This is a genomic window from Acidovorax sp. JMULE5, from assembly GCF_013376875.1.
Taxonomy (GTDB): domain Bacteria; phylum Pseudomonadota; class Gammaproteobacteria; order Burkholderiales; family Burkholderiaceae_C; genus Acidovorax; species Acidovorax facilis.
The window spans coordinates 4,374,050-4,389,056 of sequence record NZ_CP035951.1 but is presented as its reverse complement, the minus strand read 5'-3'; the positions used below and the strand labels follow the sequence as shown (position 1 = coordinate 4,389,056).

At 66.9% G+C, this 15,007-nt stretch carries 14 protein-coding genes; 8 read left to right on the top strand and 6 right to left on the bottom strand.

The window, feature by feature from the left end:
- Positions 1-23 precede the first annotated feature (23 nt).
- The 3 genes from EXV95_RS19970 (at position 24) to EXV95_RS19960 (ending at position 4,126) form a co-directional block, all read left to right on the top strand.
- Complete coding sequence (locus tag EXV95_RS19970) at positions 24-1,856, top strand: FG-GAP repeat protein (RefSeq protein ID WP_176888183.1); 1,833 nt, start codon at positions 24-26, stop codon at positions 1,854-1,856.
- Between the two features lie 228 nt (positions 1,857-2,084).
- Positions 2,085-2,825 carry a sulfite exporter TauE/SafE family protein gene (locus tag EXV95_RS19965; RefSeq protein ID WP_176888182.1) on the top strand — a complete coding sequence of 247 codons (741 nt, stop codon included), beginning with the start codon at positions 2,085-2,087 and terminating at the stop codon, positions 2,823-2,825.
- Positions 2,826-2,836: 11 nt separating this feature from the next.
- On the top strand, positions 2,837-4,126 hold the full coding sequence (locus tag EXV95_RS19960; RefSeq protein WP_255485030.1) for a nitrate/nitrite transporter: 1,290 nt from the start codon (positions 2,837-2,839) through the stop codon (positions 4,124-4,126).
- A 40-nt stretch (positions 4,127-4,166) separates the two neighbouring features.
- On the opposite strand, the gene dtd is transcribed toward EXV95_RS19960, so the two are convergent.
- Together dtd and EXV95_RS19950 are read right to left on the bottom strand one after the other, a co-directional pair.
- Complete coding sequence (dtd, locus tag EXV95_RS19955) at positions 4,167-4,619, bottom strand: D-aminoacyl-tRNA deacylase (RefSeq protein ID WP_176888181.1); 453 nt, start codon at positions 4,617-4,619, stop codon at positions 4,167-4,169.
- Positions 4,616-5,566, bottom strand: coding sequence for a cation diffusion facilitator family transporter (locus EXV95_RS19950; protein ID WP_176888180.1), 951 nt, complete (start codon positions 5,564-5,566; stop codon positions 4,616-4,618). The genes dtd and EXV95_RS19950 overlap by 4 nt, the downstream gene beginning before the upstream one ends.
- A 145-nt stretch (positions 5,567-5,711) precedes the next feature.
- Between EXV95_RS19950 and EXV95_RS19945 the strand changes: the two genes are divergently transcribed.
- The 4 genes from EXV95_RS19945 to EXV95_RS19930 all read left to right on the top strand — a co-directional run bounded on the left by EXV95_RS19945 (position 5,712) and on the right by EXV95_RS19930 (position 9,366).
- Entirely contained in the window at positions 5,712-7,259 is a 1,548-nt protein-coding gene (locus EXV95_RS19945; RefSeq protein WP_176888179.1) for a sensor histidine kinase, read from the top strand.
- The gene (locus EXV95_RS19940; RefSeq protein WP_176888178.1) at positions 7,249-7,881 is read left to right on the top strand and encodes a response regulator transcription factor; all 633 of its coding nucleotides are present in this window, start codon (positions 7,249-7,251) and stop codon (positions 7,879-7,881) included. Before EXV95_RS19945 ends, EXV95_RS19940 begins: the two co-directional genes overlap by 11 nt.
- A 139-nt stretch (positions 7,882-8,020) precedes the next feature.
- Positions 8,021-8,515: a heme-binding protein gene (locus EXV95_RS19935; RefSeq protein ID WP_176888177.1), complete on the top strand. Its 495-nt coding sequence runs from the start codon at positions 8,021-8,023 to the stop codon at positions 8,513-8,515.
- A gap of 152 nt (positions 8,516-8,667) precedes the next feature.
- Positions 8,668-9,366, top strand: a complete 699-nt coding sequence (locus EXV95_RS19930) for an ankyrin repeat domain-containing protein (protein ID WP_255484814.1) — start codon at positions 8,668-8,670, stop codon at positions 9,364-9,366.
- A 54-nt stretch (positions 9,367-9,420) separates the two neighbouring features.
- On the opposite strand, the gene EXV95_RS19925 is transcribed toward EXV95_RS19930, so the two are convergent.
- From EXV95_RS19925 to EXV95_RS19915, 3 genes are all read right to left on the bottom strand, one after another.
- Positions 9,421-10,239, bottom strand: coding sequence for an amidohydrolase (locus tag EXV95_RS19925; protein ID WP_176888176.1), 819 nt, complete (start codon positions 10,237-10,239; stop codon positions 9,421-9,423).
- Between the two features lie 3 nt (positions 10,240-10,242).
- Entirely contained in the window at positions 10,243-11,253 is a 1,011-nt protein-coding gene (locus tag EXV95_RS19920) for a tripartite tricarboxylate transporter substrate binding protein (RefSeq protein ID WP_176888175.1), read from the bottom strand.
- 120 nt (positions 11,254-11,373) lie between these two features.
- The gene (locus EXV95_RS19915) at positions 11,374-12,117 is read right to left on the bottom strand and encodes a GntR family transcriptional regulator (RefSeq protein WP_176888174.1); all 744 of its coding nucleotides are present in this window, start codon (positions 12,115-12,117) and stop codon (positions 11,374-11,376) included.
- Positions 12,118-12,372: 255 nt separating this feature from the next.
- On the opposite strand from EXV95_RS19915, the gene EXV95_RS19910 reads away from it, so the two are divergent.
- The gene (locus EXV95_RS19910; RefSeq protein WP_176885716.1) at positions 12,373-13,344 is read left to right on the top strand and encodes an IS30 family transposase; all 972 of its coding nucleotides are present in this window, start codon (positions 12,373-12,375) and stop codon (positions 13,342-13,344) included.
- Positions 13,345-13,582: 238 nt separating this feature from the next.
- Here EXV95_RS19910 and dbpA read toward each other — a convergent pair whose 3' ends face one another.
- A complete protein-coding gene (gene dbpA, locus EXV95_RS19905) occupies positions 13,583-14,986 on the bottom strand; it encodes an ATP-dependent RNA helicase DbpA (RefSeq protein WP_176888173.1) in 1,404 nt (467 codons plus the stop codon).
- Positions 14,987-15,007 lie beyond the last annotated feature (21 nt).

Genomic DNA, 15,007 nt, shown 5'->3' with positions numbered 1-15,007 from the left:
CGAACCTTCACCAGTAAACAACCATGGTATTGATCCCCCGGCGCCTGAGCGCCTTGTTGCTCGCTGCGCCCCTGGCTCTGGCTTTGACGGCCTGCGGTGGCTCCGGCAGCGCCGAGCCCTCTGATCCTGCGCCCTCAGGCCCCGTGTCCCCCACGGACTTCACCGTGGGCTATGACGTCAAGGCCTACAACTTCAGCTGGAACGCCAGCACCAACGCCACACGGTATGAACTGTTCGAGGACCCCGATGGCGCAACGGGCTCCCAACCAGAGGTGCAGATCGGGGGCACGCTTGCAAACACCGCTTACGCACACAGCCTGACATCCCAGTTGTTGCACGAGCGGGTAAATGCCAGCTACCGCGTGCGCGCCTGCGATGCCAGCGGCTGCGGCGCCTTTACCGCCGCGCTGGTGCCCGACCTCACGAAAGCCATTGGTCAGATCCAGCCCAACCACACAGGCCTATCGGCACGATGGGGCAGCAGCGTGGCCCTTTCTGCAGACGGCAGCACCCTGGCGGTGGGGGCGACGGGCGACGACAGCGGCGCGACCGGCATCAATGGGGATCCGGGGAACGCCGCAGCGTCCGGCTCCGGCGCCGTGGTGGTGTTCGTGCGCAGCGGCGGCGGCTGGACCCAGCAGGCTTACATCAAGGCCAGCAATACCGCGTCCGAAACGTCATTTGGCTTCAGTGTGGCACTGTCGGCCGACGGCAATACGCTGGCCGCGGGCTCCATTGGGGAACGTGGCGGTGCCACGGGCATCAACGGCGACCAGACGGACACCGCCAAGCCGGGCAGCCCCGGAGCGGCGTATGTCTTCACCCGCAGCAACAGCCAATGGACTCAGCAAGCCTATGTGAAACCGAGCAACACCGGCGTGGCCCAATCGTTCGGCTGGAGTGTTGCGCTGGCGGCAGATGGCAACACGCTGGCCGTAAGCGCGGTGGGTGAATCCAGCAACGCCACCGGCATCCATGGCGACCAGACGAATTCCATGATGCCAAGCGCTGGGGCTGTTTACGTATTCAGCCGTTTTGCGAACACCTGGAACCAGCAGGCCTATGTGAAGGCAAGCAACACCGAGCAGACGCCCGAATACGTGACAGCCCCGGGGTTCATCAACGTCATCGCCAACGCCCAGCAATTTGGCACCAGCCTAGCCTTGTCAGCCGATGGGAACACGTTGGCGGTTGGTGCGCTGGGCGAACGCAGTGCGGCAACGGGCATCAACGGCAACCAGGCAGACAGGTCCGCGAACAAAGCGGGGGCCGTATACCTGTTCACGCGAAGCAGCAGCGTCTGGAGCCAGCAGGCTTACATCAAGGCCAGCAACACCGATGCCAACGACTTTTTCGGTTATCGACTCGCCCTTTCAGGCGACGGGGCAACACTGGCTGTGGGCGCGCAGGGCGAAGCCAGCAAGGCCACGGGCATCCAGGGGGGGCAGAGTGACAACTCTGCACAAGGAGCCGGGGCCGCCTACGTCTACACGCGCGGCAGCGTCGGCTGGAACCAGCAGGCCTATATCAAGGCCAGCAATACCGACACAGGGGACGTGTTCGGCAATGCCCTGGCGCTATCGTTTGACGGCAACACACTGGCTGTGGGCGCCCCCCAAGAGGCAAGCAGCGCCACCGGCATGAATGGCAACCAAGCCGACAACACCGTCTGGCAGGCAGGCGCCGCGTATATCTACCGCCGCGACGGCAGCACCTGGAACCAGCGCGCCTATGTAAAGCCAATGAGCACCAAGATGTCGCTGGCCTTCGGCCGGACCCTGGCCTTGTCGGCCGATGGACACACGCTGGCCGTCGGGGCGGACAACCAGTTCGACGGTGCGCTGTATCTTTACTGACCGCCCTCGAAAAGAAAAGCACCGCTACCATGCTTTCGATCCTCCGGTGCCTCGGCACCCTCAGGCATCGCCGTGGACAATGACGTAAAGGACGACAACTCCACCCGGAACGTCAACGCCACACGGTACGAGCTGTCATGTGGACGTTGGCCATCGGACGTACGCAGACAAAACTGTTGCACCCGCGCCAGCGCTAATGACCGCTACGCCGCCTTCTAATATCGGTGCATGTTTAACACCGCCCTGCTGCTCACCGCCGCCTTCGTTGCCGGCGCCCTCAACGCCGTCGCCGGAGGCGGCAGTTTTCTGACCCTGCCCGCCCTCGTCTTCACTGGCGTGCCGCCTGTGGTGGCCAATGCCACGGGCACGGTAGCCCTGCTGCCGGGGTACATGGCCGGCGCATGGGGTTTCCGCGAAGACACGGCCCCGCCGCCGGGGCTGTCGATGCGCCTGTTGGTGGTGCTCTCACTCATCGGGGGCGCGGCCGGGGCCGCGCTGCTGCTGGTCACGCCCGACGCCACCTTCCGCCGCGTGGTTCCCTGGCTGCTGCTGGCGGCCACGGCGCTGTTTGCATTCGGGCCGCAGCTGCGCCGGATGCTGGCGGGCGGCAAACCCTCCACCGCCAAGGCCACGGTGGGCGTGCTGGCGGTGGCTGCCTATGGCGGCTATTTCAACGGCGGGCTGGGCATCCTTCTGCTGGCGCTGTTCGGTCTGCTGGGGCAGACGAACCTGAACGCTATGAACGGCCTCAAGAACTGGGTGTCGGCCCTGCTTACCGCCATTGCCGTGCTCATCTATGCGGCAGGTGGCGTGGTGCTGTGGCAGCAGGCGCTGATGATGATGGTGGCCGCCACCGCAGGCGGGTATGGTGGTGCACGCGTGGCGCGCAAGCTGCCTGCTAACGTGCTGCGCTGGGGCATTGTGGCTACCGGGCTGGTAATGGCCGCTCTGTTCTTCTGGCGGCAGTGAGCGGCAGCCCCCTGCCGTCCTCGTCGGCATCTCCATCCCTTCCTGCGGACAGCGGCCGGCCATCACCGCGTGCGCTGTGGGCCATGCTGCTTGCGCTGCTCAGCGGGTTTGCACTGAGCCAGGCCTTTCGCACCACCACGGCCATGGTGGCCCAAGGACTGACGGCGGACTTCGGGCTCTCGCCAGGGTCGCTGGGCGCGTTTGCGGGGCTGTTTGGCCTTTCCTTCGGCGTGGCCCAGTTGCTGATGGGCGTGGGGCTGGACCTGTACGGCCTGCGGCGCACGGTACTCACGGCGTTTCCGCTGGCGGTTGCAGGGTCGGCGCTCTCGGCTACCGCGCCGACCTACCCCTGGCTGATGGCAGGGCAACTGCTAATCGGCGTGGGCTGCTCGCCCGCGTTTCTGGCCTGCACGCTGTTCATTGCACGGCATTTTCCGGCGGACCGGTTTGCCTACCTGTCGGGCGTGGCGATGGGTGTGGGTGGCCTGGGCCTGCTGTTCACCGGCACGCCGCTGGCCTGGCTGGTGCAACACGGCGGCGGCTGGCGCACGGGTTATGCCGTGTTGGCGGTGCTCAGCGCGCTGTCGTGGCTGCTGATCTGGCTGCGCGTGCACGAGCCCACCCCGCTGGTGCCGCCCCCGGCGCAGCGCGAAACCTGGGGCCAGGCGCTGCTGGGCTTTGGTCAGCTGCTCACCGTGCCGCACACCTGGGGCATTCTGCTGCTGGGCATGTCGGGCTACGCCGCATTTTTGTCGCTGCGCGGCCTGTGGCTGGCACCGCTGCTGATGGACCGCTACCACCTCTCGCTGGTAGACAGTGGCAACGTTGCGCTGGGGCTCTCGCTGATTGCCCTCTTCGCACCGGGTCTGGGCGGTCGGCTGGACCCGGGCATCGCCCGCCGCAGGCGCTGGATCGGCAATGCCTCGCTGCTCATGGCGAGCCTGTTCATAGTGCTGGCGTTCCTGCACGGGAACGCTGCGGCCAGCGTGGTGCTGATTTTGCTGATGGGCCTGCTGTCGGGCTATGGCGTGCTGCAGTACGCCGATGTGCGGGCCTCCTATCCGCCCACGCTCACAGGCCGGGCACTGTCGGCCTACACAATGGCGATGTTCCTGGGTGTGGCGCTGATGCAGTGGTTCACTGGCATCGTCGCCACCTGGGCGCAGCGCCAGGGGTGGGATGCCTACACGGCCGTCATGCTGGCCATTGCCACCTGGCTGGCGCTGGCGTCGGCAGGGTTCCGGGTGCTGCCGGTGTCGCCCTTGGTTTCTCTCGAAAATAAGAGGGGGAAAAGGCCATAGCGCTTACCCATCAAGCGCTGAATGCTATCTTTTTTGACCACTAAGCCGCTGTAGGAGGTATCCGCAGCGGGATGGTCACCGGGCCGTCATTGACGAGATGCACCTGCATATCGGCGGCAAACTGGCCCGTGGCCACCTCGGGGTGCACCTTGCGCGCCTGGGCAACCACATAGTCGTACAGCCGCCGCCCCTCATCGGGTGCAGCCGCCTGGGTGAAGCTGGGGCGGTTGCCGCCGGTGGTGTCTGCCGCCAGCGTGAACTGGCTGACCAGCAGCAGGCCGCCACCGGTGTCCTGCACGCTCTGGTTCATCTTGCCTGCGGCGTCCGAAAAAATGCGCAGCTTGAGGATCTTGGCCAGCAGTTTGTCGGCCTCCATCTCCGTGTCACCGCGTTCGGCACACACCAGAACCAGCAGGCCTGCGCCGATGGCGCCCACGGTCTGCCCGTTCACATCTACGCGCGCTTCGCGCACACGTTGCAATACGCTGATCACTTCACGGCATCCTTCAAATCGTCACGGGGGTCGTCGAAATGCGCTTCCACATCGGTGGGTAGCAGCTCTATGGTGGCGCGCAGGCCGGGTACGGCGGTCATCAGCACGCGCTCGACCTGGCCGCGCAACTCGGCGGCGTGCCGCAGCGTCCAGTCGGCAGGCATATGCAGGTGCATGTCCACAAACTGGCGCTGGCCCGCACGGCGGGTGGAGACATGGTCAAACCGCACGGCACCGGGCGCCTGCGATTGCACAAACTGCTGCAATGTGGCGTCGATGGTGGCCTGCACCTCGGGCTCTACCGCTGAATCCATGAGGCCCTGGGAGGAGCGCCATACCAGTTCCACGCCCTCCTTGAGAATGTTCAGCGCCACGGCAATCGCCGCCACGGCATCGAGCCACAGCCAGCCCGTGAGGGCCGCGCCCGCAATGCCCACCAGCACACCGGCCGAGGTCCACACGTCGGTGACGAGATGGCGCGCATCGGCCTCCAGCGCGATGGAGCGGTACTCGCGGGCCGAGCGGAACATGAGCCACGCGAGAAAGCCATTGAGCGCCGAGCTGAGCACCGACAGCCCCAAGCCCCAGCCGACCTGCTCAATGGGCTGCGGGTCCATCAGCCGGTGCCCGGCCGCCCACAGGATGCCCGCCGACACCCCCACGATGAGGATGCCTTCGAACCCTGACGAAAAATACTCAGCCTTGTGGTGGCCGTAGGGGTGGTCGTCATCCGCAGGCCGCGCCGCCACGGTCACCATGGCCAGCGCAAACATGGCGCTGGCCAGGTTGACAAACGACTCCATGGCATCCGACAGCAGGCCCACCGAGCCAGTGACCACCCAGGCCAGCGTCTTGAGCGCGATGGTGACCCCCGCCACCGCAATAGACGCCCACAGCAGGTTGCGGGGTGTGAGCCATTGGTGAGGCTTTGGAGCAGGGTTGGACATGGGTGGAGGTATTGGAGGAGCAGCGCTGAAGAACCGAGCCGGAATTACACCAGAGCGGCCTTAAGACCCGCTTTAGGCCGTTCGCTCAGACAGCGCTCCATCGTCGAAGCGCGTCCCGCGCAAGCCCCCATGCCAGAATCCGCGCATGACCCCGGCATGGCGCCGCCGCCTTCCTTCGTACCGCACCCTGCATCTCCCCAGCCTGCTGCTCTGGGCCGTGGTCGCATGCACAGGCGCCAGCTGGCTGGCAGTCGCGCGTTTGCAGCAGCTGCACGCAGCGTTCGAGACCGACGCGCGCATCGTGCACCGGCTACTGAGCCAGCGTGTGGTGCAGCACGATGCCATCATGGCCACGCTGGCGTTGCTGCAGCCCACCGCCGCAGCGAGCAACAGCACCGACGCCGCATCCCCCCTGCCCCGCCTGCCTTCGGTCTACCCGCAAATTCTGGCGGTGCTGCAGCGCACAGCGCAGAGTGATTGGCCCCCCGCACTGCAGGCAGAACTGGCGGCCGCTGAAGCCTCCTCACGCCGCACCGGCCATGCGGCCATGGCAGGGTTGAACCTGCCCGCAGGCCGCTATCACCTCGTGCTGGCAGGCACGCCCGCCAGCTACGCACTGCACATCGACCTGCGCAGCACCATTCCCACGGACGAGTGGCCCATGGACAGGACCACCAGCCCCGTGCGCGTGACGCTGGAGCGCGATGGCGAGGCTTTCGTCGTACAGCCCGGCCGATCCGACGTGGGCGCCTGGAGCCGCACCTACGAGTTTCACAAGCTGCTGGCGGCGCAAAGCCAGCCACTGGACGTGGTGGCCCGCCGCAGCGTGGGCCTGCACGAGCTGCCGTGGTGGGGCATGCTGGGCTGGTGCGTGCTGACCGCTGCGCTGTGGGCTGCTGGCCGCGCACTGTGGAGCCAGCGCGTGGCCCGCCAGCGGGCCGAAGAGCTGCTGCGCCTGGGCCAGGTGGCACGCCTGAACACACTGGGCGAGCTAGCCGCCGGCATGGCGCACGAGCTGAACCAGCCACTGACGGCCCTGCTGTCAAGCACCCAGGCCGCCCAGCGCCTGCTGGCCGATGAACCGCCTGACCTCGACACCGCCCAGACGGCCATGGCCCGTGCGGTGGAGCAGGCACGCCGCGCCTCCACCGTGGTGGGTCGCCTGCGCCGCCTGGTGGAGCGCCCCGACCTGGCAGGCCAGGCCCAGCCGCTGGCGCTGCCCACGGCCGTGCACGACGCGCTGCACCTGCTGGAGCCCGAGCTGGCCCAGCGTGGTGTGGTGCCCAGCGTGACCACCGCCCCCGACCTGCCCACCGTGCTGGCCGAGCCTGTGGCCCTGCAGCAGATCATCCACAACCTGCTGATGAATGCATTGCAGGCACTGGAACAGGTGCCAGCCACCGAACGCCAGCTGCACATTGCCATGGCGCGCACCGATATCGGGCACGTGACCCTGTCGGTGCGCGACCACGGCCCGGGCATACCACCCGAGGCACGCCAGCGCCTGTTCGAGCCGTTCTACACCACACGCACGGGCGGGCTGGGACTGGGCCTGACACTATGCGACAGCCTGGCGCAGGCCATGGGCGCGCAGCTGGCCTTGGCGCCTGAGGCCACAGCGCCAGCCCAAGCCCCAAGGGGCGCAGAGTTTGTGCTGACCCTGCCCACCGCACCACCCGCCCATGACCGATAACGCGCAATCCCTCTCGCCCCTGATCCACCTGGTGGACGACGATGCCGCCGTGCGCGACAGCCTCTCCCTGCTCATCAGCACCGTGGGCCTGCGCGTGCAGGCCTGGGCCGACCCGCAGTCCTTCATGGCAGGGTTTGACCGCGCCAGTATCGGCGCCATCGTGCTCGATGTGCGCATGCCCGGCATCAGCGGCCTCACGGTGCTGGAGCAGCTGCTGGCGCAGGGCGTGGACCAGCCCATGATCCTGCTGACCGGCCACGGCACGGTGGAGATGTGCCGCCGCGCATTCAAGGCCGGGGCGGCGGAGTTTCTGGAAAAGCCGGTGGACGACGAAGTGCTGATTGAAGCCCTGCAGAACGCCGTGCGCCAGCATGTGCGATCCCGCGAACGCCACCAGGCCGACCAGCAGGCGCGCGAGCGCTTCGTGCAACTGTCGGCCCGCGAGCGTGAGGTGCTGGGCTTGATCGTGGAGGGCCTGACCAACAAGGAGATCGGGCGCGCGCTGGCACTGTCGCCCCGCACGGTGGAAACGCACCGCGCCAACCTGTTTGGCAAGCTGGGCGCGGAATCGCTGGCGCAACTGATACGGCGGTATGCGGCGCTGGTGGATGCGACATCCTGAGCAGCTTTGCAAAGGCCTTCCGTAGTTCTACGGAGGCCCGCGCGTAGCCGCCCGAATGGCTGAAAACCGCAGCCTTTTTTACAGTTCTCCCACGGCGCCACAACGGGTGGCACCGACGTCAAAAACACCGGAGAACACCATGCAAAACCGCCTCGTCACCATCGCCGCCCTCACCCTGTCCCTGATCGCCACCGCCGCCAGCGCCGAAGGCGTACGCACCGAAAAGAACATCTCGCTGGACCTGGCCACGCAGATCGCCGCGCAAACCGTCGCCACCTGCAGCGCCAACGGCTACAACGTGACCGCCACCGTGGTGGACCGGGCAGGCACCGTGCGCGCCGTGCACCGCGCCGACAACGCAGGCCCCCACACGCTGGAAGCCAGTCGCCTGAAGGCCTACACCTCGGCATCGGCCAAGAACACCACGCTGGCCATGATGGAAGGCGCCCAGAAGAACCCCGCTGCCGCCAACCTGGTGAACATCCCCGGCTACCTGCTGCTGGGCGGTGGCGTGCCAGTGAAGTTGGGTAACGAAGTCATCGGTGCCGTGGGCGTGGGCGGCGCACCCGGTGGCCACCTGGACGAGCAATGTGCTGTCGCAGGCATCGCCAAGGTGCAGGATCAGATCAAGTAACCCCCTGTGGCGCTGCGCGCCTTCCCCCCAGCGGGACGCCACCAGCGCGGCGGGGCGGCCCTTGCGCGGTGGCCGCGGGCATTGGCCGCGCACATAGCCGACGCAGCAAGTTCTGCGTAGCGACGGATTGGATACCCCGAGAGGAAAACACCATGGTTCGTTTTTTTGCCTTGCCTTTAGGGTTCACGTGTGCGCTGCTGCTGACACACCCACGCCCGGCACCCGCCCAAGTGCCTCCCACAGCGGCCGAAACTGCGGCCTACCAGGGCCTGCATGCCGCTGCGGCGCGGGGTGACATGCCGACGTTGAACAAGCTGATTGCCGCAAAGGGTGATCTGAACGCACGCGACGCTTACGGCCGCACACCGCTGCATGTGGCCACATACGCCCGGCAGGCCGAAGCGATCCGCACCCTTGCCAAAGCAGGCGCTGGCTTGGATCTGCTGGAAAACGACCGCTACGACGCCGTGACCATTGCCGCCGTGGCCGACGACGAGGCCACGCTGCGCGTGCTGCTGCAACTGGGCGCCAGCGCCAAACAGGTGACCAGCCGCTACGACGGTACGGCACTCATCGCCGCTGCGCACCTGGGGCACGACGGCGTGGTGCGCCAGCTGATCGCCGCCGGCGCGCCGCTGGACCATGTGAACAACCTGCACTGGACGGCGCTCATCGAATCCATTGTGCTGGGCAACGGCGGCCCGCGCCACCAAGCGACCCTGCAAGCCCTGCTGCGGGCGGGTGCGAGCCAGACGCTGACCGACCGGCAGGGCAACACGCCGCTCCAACTTGCACGGCAGCGCGGCTTCAGCGAAATGGTGCGGATGCTGGATGAGGCAGGCGCCAGGTAGAGAGACGGAGGGTGCGGCAAGCACCCATGCCAATGCCCCCACACCCCCTTCGCTTCAGCGGTACAGCTTAGCGCCCGCCATGCGCACCTTGTCGGCGCGCGCCGAGCCCAGGGCATCCACCACCGGCTCCCACACACTCGCGTAGGGGGGCATAGCGTGCGGAGCAAACGCCGTGTGGGGCCAGTCCGAACCCCACACCAGCCGCTCACCCATCAGCCCGGCCACGCGGCGGATCGCGCCGTGCAGTTCGGCGTACGGGGCCACGGCGTGCAGGCGGTACCAGCCCGACAGCTTGACCCATGCCCCCAGGTCGGCCAGCCTTGCCAGCGCCTGCCAGGCCGCATCGTCCTGCGCCAAGGCGGCGTGCATCCCCGCCAGATGGTCCAGCACACAGGGCAGCCCCGTTTGCGCATGCAGCTGGGCAATCTGCGCCAGTTGGGCGGGTGCTGCATACCACTGCACATGCCAGCCCAGCGCCTTCAGGCGGGGCGCCAGCGCCTGCATGGCCTGCGCCCCGTTGCCCACGGGGGACACCAGATTGAAACGCACGCCGCGCACGCCCAGGGCGTGCATGGTCTGCAGCACAGCATCCGCAATGTCGGTATCCACCACGACCACGGCACGGTGCCGACCCGGTTCGCTCGCCAGGGCGTCGAGCACCAGCCGGTTGTCGGTGCCGTACACACTGGGCTGCACCAACACGAGGTGGCCCACGCCCAGCTTCGCGGCTTCTGCCTCAATGCGTTCGAGGGGCTGGTGCGCAGGCTGGTAGTGCCCAGCCTGGACCGGGGCGGCGGCATCAAACACATGGACGTGCGTGTCCCATCCCTCCAGGGCATCCCGCAACGGTGTGGATGTGGCCAGCGCACCCATGGGTCAGCCCACCACGATCTTGCGCTCACGGATGACCTTGCCCCACTGCGCTTGCTGGGCCTGGATGAACTTGCCCGCACTGGCCTGGGTGGCATCGGGAAAGGCATCGCCGCCCAGCGCGCGGATGCGTCCCAGCACCTCAGGGTCTGCCAGCGCCTTGCGGATGGCGTTGACCAGCTGCGTGCGCACCTCGGGCGCAATGCCCGCCGGAGCCAGCACGGGGTTCCACTCCAGCACTTCGTAGTCGGCCACGCCGGCCTGCGCCATGGTGGGCACATCGGGCAGCGAGCGGGCGCGCACGGCGCTGGTCACTGCCAGCGGCCGCAGCTTGCCTGCCTGGATGTGGCCCAGGGACGAGGCCACGTTGGCAAAGAACAGCGGCACCTGCCCGCCCATCACGTCGTTCATGGCAGGGCCGCCCCCACGGTAGGGAATGTGGGACAGCCGCACGCCTGTGCGCTCTTCAAACAACGCCCCGGCCAGATGCTGGGCCGAGCCATTGCCGGACGACGCATAGGCCACGTCCTCGGGCTTGGCCTTGGCGCGTGCGATGACCTCCTTGACGGAATTGACACCGAAGCCCGGGTGGCACACCAGCACGTTCGGAAAGGTCGCCAACACGGCCAGTGGCACAAAGGCCGTGTTGCTGTCGTAGGGCAGCTTGGGATACAGCGATGGGTTGACGGCGAACGACGATGCATCGAGCAGCAGTGTGGTGCCATCCGGCGTGGCGCGGGCCACGGCCGATGCGGCCAGCTGGCCGCTGGCGCCGGGCTTGTTGTCCACCACCACGCCTTGCCCCAGCGCCTCGGCCATGCGGGGCGCGATGATGCGGGCCATCAGGTCGGCACCGCCGCCTGCCGGGTAAGAGACAACCAGGGTCACGGTGCGTCCGCCGCCCACGCCCGCGGCGCGGGTGTGCACCCAGGGGGCGGCCAAGGTGGCGCCCACAGCAGCCAGCGCCGCGCGGCGCGACAGACCAGGGGGGTTCAGAGGATCGGACAGATGGGGCATACAGGTCTCCTTGGTTGAGTTTTCAGGCGTTCAGGGGGACACGCAGGAAGCTGGCGCCCCAAGTCCAGCAGGGGGTGTGGAACTGGCTTGCCAGGCCACGGACACCCCCGCGGTTGTCGTTCATGTAATGGTCACGGTGTAGTGAAAGGCATGGGCATCGCCGCGCGTGGTGCGCCATTCGACGCAGCGCCCGCCCAGGTCGTAGGCGGCCCGTTGCACCACCACGCCCGGATGGCCTGCGGCCAGCCCCAGGGGGATGGCCTGAGCGGCCGTCAGCACGGCAAAGCCAATGTCGTCCACGGCACGGTGCACATGCACGCCGCAGCGCCGCGCGAACATGGGGTACAGCAGGTCGTCCCATTCGGCGGTGCTGCCTTCAGCCAGGGAAGCAAACACATCCAGCGGCAACCACAGCTCTTCCAGCAGGCAGGGCTGGTCGGCCAGCAGGCGCAAACGCTGCAGTCGCAGCACCAGCTCGCCCGTGGCCAAGCCCAGCCTGCGGGCCACGGCGGCCGGGGCCGCCACGCGCTGGCGTGACAGGATGCGCGAGCGCGGCATTTCGCCACTGCCGCTGTCAAACCGGAAAAACCGCAGCATCGACGCACCGGCAATCCCCTGGCGCACAAAGGTGCCCCGGCCGTGTATGCGTTCCACCAGGCCTTGCGCCACCAGGAGTTCCAGCGCACGGCGCATGGTGCCCAGCGCCACCTGGTGCTCGGTAGCCAGCAGGCTTTCTGCCGGCAGGGCCGAGCCGGGTGGCCACTCCCCGGCCACCACGCGGGCACGCAGGGCGGCGGCCAGGGCGGCGTAGCGGCTCAGTCCCGGGGCACTGTCAAAGGCAACAACTTTGTGGGATGTGGTCATGCCAAGAACTATAGTCCTCTATAGGTCTTGGTGCAATGCGTAGATGCCACAGGCGGCGTGAAAAAAACTGCGGGAATGATCCGCCGCCGGGCAGAACCTGGTCACTATCAAATAAATAGCAACAAATGACACCCATTAAGCGCTGGCGGCAGTTTTTACGGCGGTTTAAACAACGAAGTGCACGTTGCCAAAAGGTAGGCCCAGACAAGTAAGTGAAGATGACTTGTGTGACCTGCCAGTCAACCCAAGTGCACCATGAACTACACCCATCTGAGCCAAAGCGAACGTTACCAAATCCAATGCCTTCGCGACGTGGGGCTGTCGATCACACAGACAGCCCTGCGCCTGGGGCGCCACCGCAGCACCATTGCCCGCGAGATCAGGCGCAACAGCGGCGCCAGCACGGCGTACCAAGCCCACAGCGCCCATCAACAGGCTCTTGCGCGCCAAAGTGGTCAGACCAACGCTCAGCGCTTTGACGATGCCCAGTGGGAGTTGGTGCTGTCGTATCTGCAGCTGGATCTGTCACCTCAGCAGGCCGCCGCCCGCCTGGGGCTGGAAAAGCGCCTGCGCATCAGCCACACCTGCATCTACAACCGGCTGCGCCGCATGGGACAAGCTGCACCGCGCCTGCGTTGCGGCCAGCGCCGACGCAAGGCACATTCGGGTGCGGGGCAACTGCGCGATCGCGTGGGTATCGCACAGCGCCCCGCCATTGTGGACAAGCGAGCGCGCCTGGGTGACTGGGAGGGGGACACCATCGTCTCAGGTGCGGGTGGACTGGCAGGGCTGGTGACCCTGACCGAGCGACGCTCGCGCTACACACTGGCGCAGCATGTGCAGCGGCGCCAGGCCGAGCCGGTGGGCCAGGCCATCATCGAAATGCTCAGGCACCATCCCAAGCACCGCCACACCCTCACGCTGGACAACGGCAAGGAATTCGCCGAGCACAGGTGGGTGCATAGACGCCTGAAGACGAAGGTGTACTTCGCCGATCCGCACAGCCCCTGGCAGCGGGGGCTCAACGAGAACCACAATGGGCTGCTACGCCACTACTTCCCCAAGGGCAGCGATCTGGGCACGGCCAGCGAAGAGCAGGTGCTCCAAGCCGTGTACCGGCTCAACCACCGACCCCGCAGATGCTTGGGCTGGAAGACTCCGCATGAGGTGTTCCATGGCTACAAAGTGAGCCCACTTACACTGGGTACTGGCGCACTTCGTTGTTGAAACCGCCTACCAAAACTTTCACCTGCCACCAGCGCAGCCAGCCTCCGCGCAGCGGCGCTGGCCCCACGTGAGCGCCTCAGAGGCTGAGAGTTTTTTAGCCGAGCCCGAAAAGCGCGCGAAAACGCCTCGGATCTAGGCGCAAAGCACAGCCATAGCTCGGGCTATGGCGAGCATTTGCAACGACGAGCCGGGGCGTTTTCGCGTGCAAGGCGGGCATGGATAAAAGACTCTCAGCCTCTCAGTCCGTGACGAGCCGCGCCTTCACGGTCTTGCCCTTCACGCGGCCCTGGTTCAGGCGCTGGGCGGCCTGCGCGCCAATGGCGCGGTCCACCGCCACGTAGGTCGAGAAGTCGTTCACGTTGATCTTGCCGATCTGCTCGCGGGTGTAGCCCATCTCGCCGGTCAGCGCACCCAGCACGTCGCCCGCACGGATCTTTTCCTTGCGGCCACCGATGATCTGGATGGTGACCATGGGCGGCACCAGCGGGCCGCTGCCTGTGGGTGTGAGGTCCGCCACCGGGAACCAGCGCGACTCGCGGCCCTGCAGTTGCTCGATCTTGCCCACGGAGCCCATCTCGTCCAGGCTGGCCAGGTTCAGCGCCAGGCCGTCGGCATCGCCCCGGCCGGTGCGGCCAATGCGGTGGATGTGCACCTCGGGGTCGGGCGTCACATCCACGTTGATCACGGCGGCCAGGTTGGCAATGTCGAGGCCCCGCGCGGCCACGTCGGTGGCCACCAGCACCGAGCAACTGCGGTTGGCAAATTGCACCAGCACCTGATCACGCTCACGTTGCTCCAGCTCGCCAAACAGCGCCAGCGCGCTGAAGCCCTGGGCCTGCAGCACACCCACCAGGTCGCGGCACTGCTGCTTGGTGTTGCAAAAGGCGATGGACGATTCAGGCCGGAAGTGGTTGAGCAGCTGCGACACCGTGTGCAGGCGCTCGCTGTTTTTCACCTCGTACCAGCGCTGCTCGATCTTGCCTTCGGCATGCTGGGCCTGCACCGTGATCTGCTCGGGCGACTTCATGAACTGGGCGCTGAGCTTGGCGATGCCCTCGGGGTACGTGGCCGAAAACAGCAGCGTCTGGCGCTCCTTGGGGCACTGCTTGGCCACCACGACGATGTCGTCGAAGAAGCCCATGTCGAGCATGCGGTCGGCCTCATCGAGCACCAGGGTGTTGAGCGCTTCCAGCGACAGGTGCTGGCGCTCCAGGTGGTCCATCACGCGGCCGGGCGTGCCCACCACGATGTGCGCGCCGTGCTCCAGGCTCAGCGTCTGTGCGCGCAGCGGCACGCCGCCACACAGGGTCACGACCTTGATGTTTTCTTCGGCCCGCGCCAGGCGGCGGATCTCGGTGGTCACCTGGTCGGCCAGCTCGCGCGTGGGGCACAGCACCAGCGCCTGCACGGCAAAACGGCGGGGGTTGAGGTTGGCCAGCAGGGCCAGCGCAAAGGCGGCGGTCTTGCCGCTGCCGGTGCTGGCCTGGGCGATCAGGTCCTTGCCCAGCAATGCGGGCGGCAGGCTGGCAGCCTGGATGGGGGTCATGGTGGTGTAGCCCAGCTGCTGCAGGTTGGCCAGCGTGGCGGGGCTCAGGGCCAGCGCGCTGAAATCAGTGCGGGCTTGGTTTTCTTTGGAGGTCATGGGCCGATTATCCGGCCCCGC